Origin of the sequence: Roseomonas sp. GC11, assembly GCF_024437745.1 — a bacterium.
Taxonomy (GTDB): Bacteria; Pseudomonadota; Alphaproteobacteria; order Acetobacterales; family Acetobacteraceae; genus Pseudoroseomonas.
In genome coordinates this window covers 11692-25231 of record NZ_JANFNY010000012.1, presented here as the reverse complement: position 1 = coordinate 25231, position 13540 = coordinate 11692, and the positions used below count along the sequence as shown (strand labels likewise).

Annotated in this window: 13 protein-coding genes and 1 tRNA gene; 11 read left to right on the top strand and 3 right to left on the bottom strand. The window is 70.3% G+C overall.

Annotated features, from left to right (window positions below; all coding sequences use genetic code 11):
* Positions 1-44 precede the first annotated feature (44 nt).
* Positions 45-1016, bottom strand: coding sequence for a threonine/serine dehydratase (locus NON00_RS05585; protein ID WP_256018303.1), 972 nt, complete (start codon positions 1014-1016; stop codon positions 45-47).
* 462 nt (positions 1017-1478) lie between these two features.
* Between NON00_RS05585 and NON00_RS05580 the strand changes: the two genes are divergently transcribed.
* The 10 genes from NON00_RS05580 (at position 1479) to NON00_RS05535 (ending at position 11544) form a co-directional block, all read left to right on the top strand.
* Positions 1479-1967 carry an HPr kinase/phosphorylase gene (locus tag NON00_RS05580; protein WP_256018301.1) on the top strand — a complete coding sequence of 163 codons (489 nt, stop codon included), beginning with the start codon at positions 1479-1481 and terminating at the stop codon, positions 1965-1967.
* A complete protein-coding gene (gene rapZ / locus NON00_RS05575) occupies positions 1964-2962 on the top strand; it encodes an RNase adapter RapZ (RefSeq protein ID WP_256018299.1) in 999 nt (332 codons plus the stop codon). The genes NON00_RS05580 and rapZ overlap by 4 nt, the downstream gene beginning before the upstream one ends.
* 13 nt (positions 2963-2975) lie before the next feature.
* A complete protein-coding gene (locus tag NON00_RS05570) occupies positions 2976-3437 on the top strand; it encodes a PTS sugar transporter subunit IIA (RefSeq protein ID WP_256018297.1) in 462 nt (153 codons plus the stop codon).
* Positions 3438-3618: 181 nt separating this feature from the next.
* Positions 3619-3921, top strand: a complete 303-nt coding sequence (locus NON00_RS05565; RefSeq protein ID WP_370688678.1) for an HPr family phosphocarrier protein — start codon at positions 3619-3621, stop codon at positions 3919-3921.
* Between the two features lie 553 nt (positions 3922-4474).
* Entirely contained in the window at positions 4475-6256 is a 1782-nt protein-coding gene (gene ptsP / locus NON00_RS05560; protein WP_370688677.1) for a phosphoenolpyruvate--protein phosphotransferase, read from the top strand.
* Between the two features lie 154 nt (positions 6257-6410).
* Positions 6411-7085, top strand: coding sequence for a class I SAM-dependent methyltransferase (locus NON00_RS05555; RefSeq protein ID WP_256018292.1), 675 nt, complete (start codon positions 6411-6413; stop codon positions 7083-7085).
* Positions 7086-7195: 110 nt separating this feature from the next.
* Complete coding sequence (gene ahcY / locus NON00_RS05550) at positions 7196-8506, top strand: adenosylhomocysteinase (protein ID WP_256018289.1); 1311 nt, start codon at positions 7196-7198, stop codon at positions 8504-8506.
* A gap of 283 nt (positions 8507-8789) precedes the next feature.
* On the top strand, positions 8790-9881 hold the full coding sequence (locus NON00_RS05545) for a TRAP transporter substrate-binding protein (protein ID WP_256018286.1): 1092 nt from the start codon (positions 8790-8792) through the stop codon (positions 9879-9881).
* A gap of 232 nt (positions 9882-10113) precedes the next feature.
* Positions 10114-10920, top strand: a complete 807-nt coding sequence (locus NON00_RS05540) for an undecaprenyl-diphosphate phosphatase (RefSeq protein ID WP_256018284.1) — start codon at positions 10114-10116, stop codon at positions 10918-10920.
* A 138-nt stretch (positions 10921-11058) separates the two neighbouring features.
* Positions 11059-11544: a hypothetical protein gene (locus NON00_RS05535; protein ID WP_256018281.1), complete on the top strand. Its 486-nt coding sequence runs from the start codon at positions 11059-11061 to the stop codon at positions 11542-11544.
* A gap of 145 nt (positions 11545-11689) precedes the next feature.
* On the opposite strand, the gene NON00_RS05530 is transcribed toward NON00_RS05535, so the two are convergent.
* Complete coding sequence (locus NON00_RS05530; RefSeq protein ID WP_256018278.1) at positions 11690-12322, bottom strand: CoA transferase subunit B; 633 nt, start codon at positions 12320-12322, stop codon at positions 11690-11692.
* A gap of 16 nt (positions 12323-12338) precedes the next feature.
* Positions 12339-13043 carry a CoA transferase subunit A gene (locus tag NON00_RS05525; RefSeq protein ID WP_256018276.1) on the bottom strand — a complete coding sequence of 235 codons (705 nt, stop codon included), beginning with the start codon at positions 13041-13043 and terminating at the stop codon, positions 12339-12341.
* Positions 13044-13214: 171 nt separating this feature from the next.
* On the opposite strand from NON00_RS05525, the gene NON00_RS05520 reads away from it, so the two are divergent.
* Positions 13215-13290: transfer RNA gene (locus NON00_RS05520), tRNA-Ala, on the top strand.
* Positions 13291-13540: the final 250 nt, after the last annotated feature.

Below are 13540 nucleotides of genomic sequence, written 5' to 3'. Positions count from 1 at the left end.
AGTTTTTTGGTTCTTTTTTTCAAAAAAGAACCTCTCCCCTTTTCTCAAACCACACTTCCCGGATCGGTATTGCTGCCGCAGACGACAACGCCCACCCGCGCCCCTTCCGGCGGCACGAAGGCGCCGCAGAGCAGGGCGGCCAGGGCGGTGGCGCCCCCTGGCTCGGCCACCAGCCGGACCTGTTCCCACAGCGCCTTCTGGGCGGCGCGGATGGCCTCGTCCGGCACCAGCAGGGCGGTGCCGATATTGCGCCGGGCGACCTCGAACATCAGCCGGCCGACCTGCCGCGCGCCCAGGCTGTCCGCCGCCACGCCGCCCACCGGGGCGGGCACCGGGTAGCCCTCGCGCAGGGCGGTGAACAGGGTGGGGCAGCCTTCCGGCTCGACGCTGATGACCTCCACCCGCTCGCCATACCAGGAGGCGACGCCGCCGATCAGCCCGCCGCCGCCGGTGGCCACCAGGATATGGGTCAGTTCCGGCGCCTGCTCCTCCAGTTCCAGCGCCAGCGTGCCCTGGCCGGCCAGGACCTCCGGCTGGTCATAGGCGTGGACGATCAGCGCGCCCGTCGCGGCGGCGCGGGCCTCGCTGGCCTGGCGGGCCTCGTCATAGGTGGCGCCGCCCTGCACCAGGGTTGCGCCATAGGACTGGATGCGGGCCAGCTTGGCCGGGCTGGTGATCTCGGGAACGAAGATCTCGGCCGGGATGCCGAGGGCGCGCGCCGCATAGGCCACCGCCGCGCCATGATTGCCCCCCGAGGCGGCGATGACCCCGGCCGGTGGCAGCAGCCCCGCCGCGCGGGCCGAGAGGATGCGGTTGAAGGCTCCGCGCGGCTTGAAGGAGCCGCTGGCCTGGAGCAGTTCCAGCTTCAGCGTGACGTCGCAGGGCGTGCCCAGCGCGGCGGCCGGCAGGGAGAGCAGCGGCGTGCGGCGCACCCAGGGGGCGATTCGCCCGGCGGCGGCGCGGATGGCCGCGGCATCGGGCGGGATCGCGCGGATGGTGACGGTTTCTTCGCTCATGGTGGCGCAAGGTGGCATCACCCCCCGCCGCCCGCAACGGCCGCCCCCCTTGACCGGGCGCCCGGCCCCGGCGGGGCCAGGGCGCCCGGGCGCTGGCTTTCCGCCAGGCCCTGGGCGGGTCTCCCGGCACCCCGGCCCCAGCCCCGCGCCACGCGGGCCTGCTGGCGGGGCGCCGGGCCATCCATCGCGAAAAGCCCCCCAAGCTTCCACCGCACCACGTCCAGGACCGAACCCCGAGGCACAGCATGGGCCCCCTTCCCCTTCCGGGCAGCCCCCCCTTCCGCGCCCGCCTCCCCGCGCCCCTCCCCGCGCCCCTCCCCGCGCCGCCCCTCGCGCCATCCCTCGCGCTGGGGGCAAAAAGCCCGCCCTGGCGACAACTGCCGGTGCCCCTGGGGGATGGCTTTTACAGCCGCCTCGATCCTGCCATATTTCGGCAAGTTTCAGGGGGGCCCGTCCTCGGCGATGATCCAGCACGGCAGTTGCGCGGCCCTGCACGGCGCGGGCGTCCTGTTCCTGGGCCCGCCCGGAAGCGGCAAGTCGGATCTCGTGCTGCGCCTGCTGCGCCAGGGCTGGACCCTGGTGGCGGACGACCAGGTGGTGCTGGAGCCCACCCCCACCCCCGGCGAGACCCTGGCCCATGCCCCCGAGTCGCTGGCCGGGATGCTGGAGCTGCGCGGCCTCGGCCTGGTGGAGGGGCTGCCGCATGCCCCGGCGCCGCTGCGCCTCGTGGTGGAGCTGCGCCCGCAGGGGGAGGAGATCCCCCGCCTGCCCGAGCCGCGCCACCACGCCGCGCCGGGCGGCCCGCTGCCCGCCCTGCGGCTGCATGGCTTCGAGGCCTCCGCCCCCGCCCGGCTGGAGATGGCCCTGGCCACGCTGGGCCTCGGCCCCGCCCCGCTGGCCCTGCGCGCCGGGGCCTTCGGGGGGGCCTTCGAGAGGGCCTTCACCGCGTGAGCGCGGCGCGGCCTGTCGTCATCGTCACCGGGCTGTCCGGCGCCGGCAAGGCCTCGATCCTGCGCATGCTGGAGGATCTGGGCTTCGAGAGCATCGACAACCCGCCCCTCTCCATCCTGGAGGAGGTGGTGCGCGAGGCCGCCCCCGGCGGCGCGCATGTGCCGCTGGCGGTGGGCATCGACGCCCGCACCCGCGGCTTCGACGCGGCGGGGCTGCTGCGGCGGATCGACCATCTGCGCGCCCTGCCGGGCCTCGCGCCCGAGCTGCTCTATGTCACGGCGGAGGAGGCGGTGCTGCTGCGCCGCTTCTCCGAGACGCGGCGGCGCCACCCGCTGGCGCCGGGCGGCTCGCTCGGCGGCTCGGTGGCCGATGGCATCGCGCGGGAGCGCGCCCTGCTGGAGCCGCTGCGCGACGCGGCGGATGCCGTGATCGACACCACCGAGCTGCCCCTGCCCGAACTCCGCCGGCAGGTGGAGCGGCGCTACCGCACCGGCGCCGGGCCGGAGGGCATGGCGGTGGCCGTGCTTTCCTTCGGCTTCCCGCGCGGCCTGCCGCGCGAGGCGGATCTGGTGCTGGACCTGCGCTTCCTGCGCAACCCGCATTACGACCCGGCGCTGCGCCCGATGACGGGGCAGGATGCCCCGGTGGCCGCCTTCATCACGGCCGACCCGGAATTCGTCCCATTCTGGCAACGCATGACGGCGCTGCTAGACCCGCTGTTGCCCCGCTACGCGGCGGAGGGCAAAAAATATCTCACCGTCGCGCTCGGCTGCACGGGCGGCAAGCACCGCTCCGTGCTCGTGGCCGAGCGACTGGCGGCCCATCTCGCCACACAAGGGTGGCGGGTCGATCTCCGCCACCGCGAACTGGCGATCACCGGAATAATGGCCACCGAAATAACAGCGGGGGCACCGGCGCGGCCGGAGCTTCGCAACGGCGCCGCCGCGCCGCCCACGCAACCGGGTCGGGAGGGCCCTTCTTCTTGCACATTCTGATGGCGCATTCCCGATGATCGGCATGGTTCTGGTCAGCCATGGCCGCCTGGCCGAGGAGTTCCGCCTGGCGATGGAACACGTCGTCGGCCCCCAGGCGCAGGTCGAGACGGTCTGCATCGGGCCGGAGGACGACATGGACGGGCGCAAGCACGATATCCTCGGCTGCGTCGCCCGCGTCGACAGTGGCGATGGCGTGGTGCTGCTCACCGACATGTTCGGCGGCACCCCCTCCAACCTCGCCACCGCCGTGGCGCAGGACAGCCTCGCCGCCGGCCGCGGGATCGAGGTGATCGCCGGCCTCAACCTGCCCATGCTGGTCAAGCTTGCGCGGGTTCGCGGGGCGGAGCCACTGGGACCCGCCGTGGACCATGCCATGCGCGCCGGGCGTCACTATATTGCCTGCGCGACGCCGGCCCGCTGCCAGCCCCCGGCCGAGCCCGTCCCCGCCGCCGAGCCCGCCCGCAACGCGGGCTGAGCCCCGCCGGGGCCGGAGAGAGGGCGGCACAGCCATGGTGGCACGGCGCGCATCCCCGCGCCGCGCCACCCAAGGAGGAGACAGGCCCATGAGACTGGACCCGCAGCCCCTGTGTTTCTGGCGGAGCGCCGCGCTCCTCGCCCCGTCCGACATGGCGGGCGAGGGCATGGCGGGCGAGGCCATGGCCGCCCCGGCCCTGGCCGAGGCCAATCCCCTGGTGCTGCGCCGCAGCGTGCGCATCATCAACAGCCGCGGCCTGCATGCCCGCGCCGCCGCCAAGCTCGTTTCGCTTGCTGAGCGATTTTCTGCCTGCCTTACCGTCTCTCGCGATGGTCAGAAGGTGCCCGCCTGTTCCATCATGGGGCTGATGATGCTGGGTGCCGGCAAAGGCAGCGAGGTCGTGGTGGAAGCCGAGGGGTGGGATGCCAAGGAAGCGCTCGATGCGGTGGCCGGCCTGATCGAGGCCGGCTTCCATGAAGACTGACGCGCGCAAGGCAGACACCGCCCGCCCCGCCGCCCAGACCACACCCACCCAGACCACGCCCACCCAGACCACACCGGCCGCCGCCTCACCCCCGGCGGCCGGGGCCACGCCCGGCATTGTCGCGCCCGCCGCCCGCAATACCGCGGGCAAGAGCACCTCCGCCAAGGACACGCCCGTGCCCGAAGCCGCGTCCAAGACTGCTCCCAAGGCCACCGAGGGCAAGATGCCCCCCGGCAAGGCCACCCCCGAGGCCGAGGCCCCGCCGAAACCCCCGGCGAAGCCCGCCGAGGCCAAGGCCGCCGCGAAGCCGGCGCCCGAGCCCGACGCCGCGCCCAAGCCACCCGCCAAGGCCGCCGCGAAGCCGGCGCCCGAACCCGACGCCGCGCCCAAACCGCCCGCCAAGGCCGCCGAGGCCAAGGCCGCCGCCAAGCCGGCGCCCGAACCCGACGCCGCGCCCAAGCCGACCGCCAAGGCCACCGAAGCCAAGGCCGCCGCCAGGCCGGCCCCCGAGCCGGAGGCCGCCGAGGCCGAGCCGCGCGCCCAGCCCCGCCGGCTGCGCGAGGCGACGATCAAGGGCCTCGCCATCAGCCCGGGCGTGGCCATCGGCGCCGTCTTCGACACCTCCGAGGTGCCGACCCTCGCCCCGCGCCGCAGCATCGCCGCCGATCAGGTGGAGCCGGAGCGCCAGCGCCTCGCCAACGCCGTCACCGCCAGCCGCAAGCAGGTGGCCAAGCTCAAGGCCCGCCTCTCCGTCCTGCCGGAAGAGGCGCAGGGCGAGCTGGAGCCGCTGCTCGACGCCTATGCGCTGATGCTGGGGGAGAGCCGCCTGCTGCGCGGCGCCCGCCGCCGCATCGCCGAGGAACTGCTGGCCGCCGAGACCGCCGTCCAGGACGAGGCGGAGGCCATCGCCGCCGTCATCCTGGCCGCCAAGGATGACGACAAGGCCGGGCTGAAGCGCCGCGCCGGCGAGGTGCGCGAAATCGCCCGCCGCCTCACCCGCAACCTCACCGCCACCCCCTTCCGCAGCCTGAAGGACGTGCCCCCCGGCGCCATCCTGGTGGCCGAGGAACTGACCCCCGCCGATGCCGCGCTGCTCGACCCCACGCGCATCGCCGGCGTCGCCACCGAGGAAGGCGGCGCCGATGGCCACACCGCCATCATGCTGCGCGCGCTGGGCATTCCCTCCGTCCTCGCCTGCCCCGGCCTGACCGAGGCGGCGCGGCGCGGGGACGAGGCGGTGCTGGATGGCGGCGCCGGCACCATCGTGCTGCGCCCCGGCGCCGCCGCGCTGGAGGCCGGGCGCGAGGCCCTCGCCGCCTATGCCAAGGAAAAGGCCCGCCTCGCCAAGCTGCGCCGCCTGCCCTCCGTCACGCTGGACGGGGAGGAGGTGGACCTCCAGGCCAATCTGGAAATCCCGGCCGAGCTGCCGCTGATCGCCCAGGCCGGCGCCCAGGGCATCGGCCTGCTGCGCACCGAGTTCCTCTTCATGAACCGCGAGGACCTCCCCGACGAGGATGCGCAGTTCGAGGCCTATAGCCAGATCGTCGGCCCCCTGGCGGGGGACCATGTGACCATCCGCGTGCTCGACTGGGGCGGGGAGAAGGATATCGAGGCCCTGGCCGAGGGGATCGAGCCTTACCATTCCGGCCCCAACCCGGCGCTCGGCCTGCGCGGCATCCGCATGCTGCTGAAGCGGCCCGAATTGCTGGAGGCGCAGTTCGCCGCCATCCTGCGCGTCGCCGTCCAGGGGCCGGTGCGCATCCTGCTGCCCATGGTCACCATCCCGGCCGAGGTCGCCCAGGCGCGCGAGATCTATGAGCGCGTCGCCCGCCGCCTGCGCCGCAAGGGCGTCCCCCTGCCCGACAAGCTGCCGCCCCTCGGCGCCATGATCGAGACGCCGGGCGCGGCCCTCGCCGCCGACGCCATCGCGCTGGAGGCGGATTTCTTCGCCATCGGCACCAATGACCTCGCCATGTACACCCTGGCCGTGGACCGCGCGGAGGCCGAGGTCTCCCACCTCTACGACCCGCTGCACCCGGCCGTGCTGCGGCTGATGCAGTTCGCCACCGAGGCGGCGCTGCGCCTGCGCATGCCCGTCTCCGTCTGCGGCGAGATGGCGGGCAATCCGCGCCTCGTGCCCCTGCTGCTCGGCCTCGGGCTGCGCTCGCTCTCGATGAATGCCAGCGCCATCCCGCGCGTGAAGCAGATGGTCCGCACCCTGAAGATCGATGACTGCGCCCGCTTCGCCCGCCGCGTCATGGAGCAGAGCGACCCCAAGCGCATCCAGGAACTCGTCATGGCCTTCAGCGATCCGACGGCCAGCAAAAGCGATTAAATCAAATAATCTTCTTTTTCTAAAGAAAAAGAAGTTTTTTCAGGCTGCCGCCGTCTCCCGGCACAGCGGGACGCTAAACTAAAAAAAGTTTTTTGGTTCTTTTTTTCAAAAAAGAACACTTAAAGAAAACCCTCTTCGCGCGCAGGACCCCGGCATGACCGACACCACCACCCAGAGTCTGGCGCGCGAGCTTTGCCTGAAGCTCTATGGGGAGGATCCTTTCGCCGGCTATGTCCCGGACCTGCCGGCGGACCTCCAGGGCTGGAACAGCACCCACCCCACCCTCGCCCGGCTGGTCCAGGAGGTGCGGCCGCGGGTCATCCTGGATGTCGGGGTGTGGAAGGGTGCCTCGGTGAATTTCCTGTGCCAGGCGATGGCCAAGGCCGGGGTGGAGGGCGCCGTCATCGCCATCGACACCTTCCTGGGCAGCCCCGAGCACTGGAACCGCGAGCGGCCGGACCGCATCTTCGAGTCGCTGCGCCTGCGGCATGGCCTGCCGGGGCTGTACTGGCAGTTCCTCAGCAACATGGTCCATCGCGGCCTGCAGGACCGCGTGGTGCCGCTGGCCCAGACCAGCGAGAACGCCGCCCCCATCCTGCGCCGGCTGAAGGTGAAGGCCGACCTCATCCACATCGACGCCGCCCATGAATACGAGCCGGTGCTGCGCGATGCCCGCCTGTTCTGGGGCCTGCTCAACAAGGGCGGCGTGCTGGTGGGGGATGACTACCCCTGGGCCAGCGTCGCCCGGGCCGCCCAGGCTTTCGCCGCCGAAATCGGGCAGGAACTGGTGGTGGAAAGCCCGAAATGGATTCTCCGCAAGCCGCGCTGAACGCACCGCCCACCCCGCCAAAGATATAAACACATCCTTATGACTGGGTGCCTCGGCCTGTTCGCGCCGGGCGGGCTGTGCTATCGCGCGGGCACTTCTGGAGAACAGCCATGCCCGACGCGAAGACCGGTTTCACCGACTACAAGGTGAAGGACATCTCCCTGGCCGAATGGGGCCGCAAGGAGATCTCGATGGCCGAGGACGAGATGCCCGGCCTGATGGCGCTCCGCGCCGAGTATGGCGCCAGCCAGCCGCTGAAGGGCGCGCGCATCGCCGGCTGCCTGCACATGACCATCCAGACCGCCGTGCTGATCGAGACGCTGACCGCGCTCGGCGCCGAGGTGCGCTGGTCCTCCTGCAACATCTTCTCGACGCAGGACCACGCCGCCGCCGCCATCGCCGCCGCCGGCATCCCCGTCTTCGCCTGGAAGGGCATGAACGAGGAAGAGTTCTGGTGGTGCATCGAACAGACCGTCCGCGGCCCGGATGGCTGGGAGATCAACATGATCCTCGACGATGGCGGGGATCTGACGACGCTGATGCACGACAAGTACCCGGAGATGCTGAAGGCCAACGTCAAGGGCATCTCGGAGGAGACGACCACCGGCGTCCACCGCCTGTGGGAGATGGCGCGCCAGGGCAAGCTGCTGGTCCCCGCCATCAACGTGAATGACAGCGTCACCAAGTCGAAGTTCGACAACCTCTATGGCTGCCGCGAGAGCCTGGTGGACGCCATCCGCCGTGGCACGGACGTGATGATGGCCGGCAAGATCGCCGTCGTCGCCGGCTATGGCGATGTGGGCAAGGGCTCCGCCGCCTCGCTGCGCAATGCCGGCTGCCGCGTGCTGGTGACCGAGGCCGACCCGATCTGCGCCCTCCAGGCCGCCATGGAAGGCTATGAGGTCGTGACCATGGAGGACGCCGCGCCGCGCGGCGACATCTTCGTCACCGCCACCGGCAATATCGACGTTATCACGCTCGACCACATGCGCGCGATGAAGCACCGCGCCATCGTCTGCAACATCGGGCACTTCGACTCCGAGATCCAGATCAGCGCGCTGCGCAACTTCCAGTGGGACAACGTCAAGCCGCAGGTGGATGAGGTCGTCTTCCCCGGCGGCAAGCGCCTCATCGTCCTCTCGGAAGGCCGCCTCGTGAACCTCGGCAACGCCACCGGCCACCCGAGCTTCGTGATGTCCGCCAGCTTCTCCAACCAGACCCTGGCGCAGATCGAGCTGTGGACCAACCACAAGGCCTATGAGAACAAGGTCTACACCCTGCCCAAGAAGCTGGACGAGAAGGTGGCCTTCCTCCACCTCGCCAAGGTTGGCGCCAAGCTCACCCAGCTGAGCCCGGCCCAGGCCGAATATATCGGCGTGCCGGTCTCCGGCCCCTTCAAGCACGAAGAATACCGCTACTGAGGCATTGGGGGGGCCTCGCCCTCCCCAAACAGGCCATCGTCTTGGGGAGGGCTCCGCCCTCCCCAAACCCCTCCGCCGGGGTGGCACGGCCACCCCGGACCCCGCGTTCAGTTGCGCCCCCCCTGATGGCGGGGTCCCAAAAGGAAATATGGGGGACACTGGCCCCCCAGCGGGGACCGGGGCAGCGCCCCGGATTGCGCGCTTTCTCGCCGTGGCAGGCTTTCCTTGCGGGGCAACCTGTCATAGAAGCAACAATGTTGCGCCCACACGGAAGGAAAACGCCATGAACCGCCGCGCCCTGCTCGGCGCCGCCGCCGCCGCTGCGCCGGCCGCCCTCGCCGCCCCCGCCCTGGCCCAGACGGCGGCCCCGGAAGTGCGGTGGCGCCTGACCAGCTCCTTCCCGCGCAACCTCGATATCCTCTTCGGCGCCCCGGAACTGATCGCCCGCCGCGTCGCCGCCATGACCGACGGCAAGTTCCAGATCCGCACCTTCCCCGCCGGCGAGATCGTCGGCGGCCTCCAGGCGCTGGACGCGGTGCAGGCCGGCACCGTCGAGTGCGCCCATACCGCCTCCTATTATTATATCGGCAAGGAGCCGGGCTTTGCCTTCTTCACCGCCCTGCCCTTCGGCCTGAACACCCGCATGTTCAACGCCTGGTACCGCCATGGCGGCGGCGCGGCGCTGGCGGCGGATCTCTTCGGCGCCTACAACATCGTCGCCTTCACCGCGGGCGACACGGGCGCCCAGATGGGCGGCTGGTTCCGCAAGGAAGTGAAGACCCTGGCCGAGCTCCAGGGCCTCAAATTCCGCATCGCCGGCTTCGCGGGCCAGGTCTTCGCCAAGCTCGGCGCCGTGCCGACCCAGGTCGCCGCCTCGGACATCTACCCCTCGCTGGAACGCGGCACCCTCGACGCCGTCGAGTTCGTCGGCCCCTATGACGATGAGAAGCTGGGCTTCGCCCGCGTCGCCCCCAACTACTACTTCCCGGGCTTCTGGGAGCCGGGCGCGCGCCTGCACCTGATGGTCAACAAGGCCGCCTTCGAGGCCCTGCCCGCCAGCTACAAGGCCATCCTGGAGGCCGCCTGCGCCGAGGCGGACCAGGAAATGACCGCCCGCTACGACGCCGGCAACCCGCAGGCCCTGCGCCGGCTGATCGCCGGTGGCGCGCAGCTCCGCCCCTGGTCGCGCGAGATCCTCTCCGCCGCCTGGAAGGCCGCGCATGAGCTGTATGAGGAGACGGGCGCCAAGAACGAGCGCTTCAAGACCATCTGGGAGTCCTACCGCCGCTTCCGCGACGATGAATTCGCCTGGTTCCGCGTCGCCGAGAACTCCTTCGACAACTTCGCCTTCACCGCCGGCCAGACGGTGCGCTGAGAGATCGTGAGAGGGGCTTCGCCCCTCTCAAACGCGCCCCACCAAAGGCCTGAGGCCTTTGGAAACCCGCTCTGAAGGCGGGTGCAGGGGACCCTGCCCCTGCCCAAGGGAAAGAAAGGGGGGCGAGGGGGCCAAGCCCCCTCGGCGCGCGTGACGCAGGCGTCACGAAGCGGGCGGTGACAGCCGGCGCGGGCAAGGCTATCCCGCCTGTTCCCGCGCCAGGATCATCCGCATGGACTTCGCCTCGATCGTGCCCGCCCTCGCCATGGGCGTGGTGGAAGGACTGACCGAGTTCCTTCCCATCTCCTCCACCGGCCATCTCATCCTGCTGGGGGAGGTCATCGGCTTCCAGGGGCCGCCCGGCAAGACCTTCGAGATCAGCATCCAGCTCGGCGCCATCCTCGCCATCATCTGGCTGTTCCGCGGCACACTCTGGCGCATCGCCACCGGCATGTGGCGGCGTGGCAGCCATGAATACTACTTCGCCCTCAACCTGATCCTGGCCTTCCTGCCGGCCATGGTGCTCGGCGCCACGCTCTACAAGACGGTCACGCAGCTGCTCTACACCCCGCTCGTGGTGGCGCTGGCGCTGATCGCGGGCGGGGTCGCCATCATCGCCATCGAGCGCGTCCAGCGTGCGCCCTCCATCCGCTCGGTGCCGGAGATCGGGCCGCTCGCCGCGCTGCTCATCGGCTTCGGGCAGGCGCTGGCCATGATCCCGGGCACCAGCCGCTCGGGCGCCACCATCATCAGCGCCCTGCTGGTCGGCGTGGACCGCCGCACCGCCGCCGAGTTCAGCTTCCTCCTCGCCATCCCCACCATGATCGCCGCCACGGTGTTCAGCCTGTGGAAGAACCGCGCCGATCTCGACTTCTCGGCCCTGGGCGAGATCGGCATCGGCTTCGGCGCCGCCTTCGTCGTGGCGCTGCTGGTGGTGCGCTGGCTGATGGGCGTCATCAGCCGTATCGGCTTCACCCCCTTCGCCTGGTACCGCATCGTGCTGGGTGTCGCGATCCTGGGCTGGCTCGCCCTGCGCTGAGCCACCGCCACACGGCCGGGGCCGCCACGGCCCGGGGGGCCCTCCCCCGGGCCTTTTTCATGCCCGCCGCAGGCCCTTGAACCCAACAGGCGGAGCCGCCATCCTGGCCCTCAACCCCCAGGATGAGGATCTGTGCGCATGCGGTTTCCGGCGCGGGCCCCGCTGCTGACCCTGCTGCTGACCCTGCTGGCGCTGCCCGCCCCGCCGGCGGCGGCCCAGATGTGGCCGAACGAAACCGGGCCAGGCGGCGACCTGCTGGGCAATTCCGGCCGGCAGTTCGACCGCATCCGCCCCGTCGAGCCCGCCCGGCCCGCCACCGCCACCGGCCTGCCGCCGCTGACCCTGCCGGGGCAGCAGCCCGCCATGGCACCAGCCTGGACGCCGCCGCCCCTGCCGCGCGAGGAGGCCACCCGCGCCACCACCACGCGCCGCCGCGCCGTGCGCCGGGCCGCCCCGCGCCGCCTCACCGACGAGCAGTGGCAGCGCAGCTTCACCCGCCGCGAACAGGAGATCGAGCGCCTGCGCCAGCGCCTGGATGACGACCGCCAGCGCTACGACTCGCAGCGCGCCGGCACCGCCCTGCGCTCCACGCCGCAGCCTGCCTCGCCGGCCATCACGCAGTAATTTTTTTGAAGATCTTCTTTTTCTGAAGAAAAAAAAGCAAAAAGACTTTCTTTCAGTCTGACGTCCCGCCTCAGACCAGAAGCGGGACGCTGACTGAAAAAAGTTTTTTGGTTCTTTTTTCCAAAAAAGAACCTTTTTTTCTGTTTCAGGCTTTAAATTCCGCCTCGGTCTTCTCGCGCACCTCATCGAGCGTCACGCCCGGCGCCAGTTCGACGAGGCGGGTGCCGCCGCCCTTGCGGTCGATCTCGAACACCGCGAGTTCGGTGATGACGATATCGACCACGCCCTTGCCGGTCAGCGGCAGGGTGCATTCCTTCAGCAGCTTGGGCTTGCCGCCGGCGGTGTGCTCCATCAGCACGACCACCTTCTTCACCCCGGCGACGAGGTCCATGGCACCGCCCATGCCCTTCACCATCTTGCCGGGGATCATCCAGTTGGCGAGGTCGCCATTCTGCGCCACCTGGAGCGCGCCCAGGATGGAGAGGTCGATATGCCCGCCACGGATCATGGCGAAGCTGTCGGCGCTCGAGAAGAAGCTGGTGGTGGGCAGGGCCGTGACGGTCTGCTTGCCGGCATTGATCAGGTCCGCATCCTCCTCGCCCTCGAAGGGGAAGGGGCCCATGCCGAGCATGCCGTTCTCGGACTGGAGCTGCACGCTCATCCCCTCGGGGATGTGGTTGGCCACCAGGGTGGGGATGCCGATGCCGAGGTTGACATAGAAGCCATCCTGCAGCTCACGCGCGGCGCGCGCCGCCATTTCGTCGCGGGTCCAGGGCATTGCTTGTTCCTCCCTCTCAGGCGCGCGGGCGCACGGTGCGCTGTTCGATGCGCTTCACGTAGCCCTCGGGCAGCTTGACGATGCGCTTCACATAGATGCCGGGGGTGTGGATGTGGTCGGGGTCGATCTCCCCCGGCTGCACCAGGTGTTCCACCTGCACCACGGTCACCTTCGCGGCGGTGGCCATCATCGGGTTGAAGTTGCGCGCCGACTTGCGGAAGACGAGGTTGCCCTCGGTATCCGCCTTCCAGGCGTGGATGATGGCGAGGTCGGCGAAGATGCCGCGCTCCATCACATAGGCCTCGCCGTCGAAGTCGCGGGTTTCCTTGCCCTCGGCCACCGCGGTGCCGACGCCCGTCTTGGTGAAGAAGGCGGGGATGCCGGCGCCGCCGGCGCGGATGCGCTCGGCCAGCGTGCCCTGCGGGTTGAACTCGATCTCCAGCTCCCCGGCCAGGAACTGCTCGGCGAAGGTCTTGTTCTCCCCCACATAGGAGGAAATCATCTTCTTGATCTGCCGCGTCTTCAGCAGCAGGCCGAGCCCGGCATCATCGACGCCGGCATTGTTGGAGACGACGGTCAGGTCCTTCACCCCGGCGTCGCGGATGGCCTCGATCAGCGCCGAGGGAATGCCGCACAGGCCGAAGCCGCCGGAGTGGATCAGCATTCCGTCGCGCAGCAGGCCGTCCAGCGCGGCGCGCGCATCGGGGTAGACTTTCCGCATTTGACGCTCCCCAGTTTCAGGTGCGCAGGAGGCTACCGGTGGCAGCGCGGCGGCGGAAGGGGCGAGCGGGGCGCGGGCGGTGCCGGCGCGGTGCAAAAAACGCAAATCATCGCGCCCTTCCCGCTTGCGCACCCCTGCCCCCGCCGTTATACCCCCGCCTCACTTCCCTGAGGGGCCATAGCTCAGTTGGGAGAGCGCTTGAATGGCATTCAAGAGGTCGTCGGTTCGATTCCGATTGGCTCCACCAGTTCAACGGGCTGCCTGAAAAGGCGGCCCGTTTTATTTTGCGCTGTTTTTGCGCGCCCGCCCCGAGCCGCCATCCCGAGCCGCTGCCAGACTCCCCCAGGGCGGCGCCCCTGCCCCGGCGTTTTCCCTGCTTTTCCCCGCTTGCGTCCCCCGCCGCCCGCCGCTATACGCCGCCCTCACTTCCCTGAGGGGCCATAGCTCAGTTGGGAGAGCGCTTGAATGGCATTCAAGAGGTCGTCGGTTCGATTCCG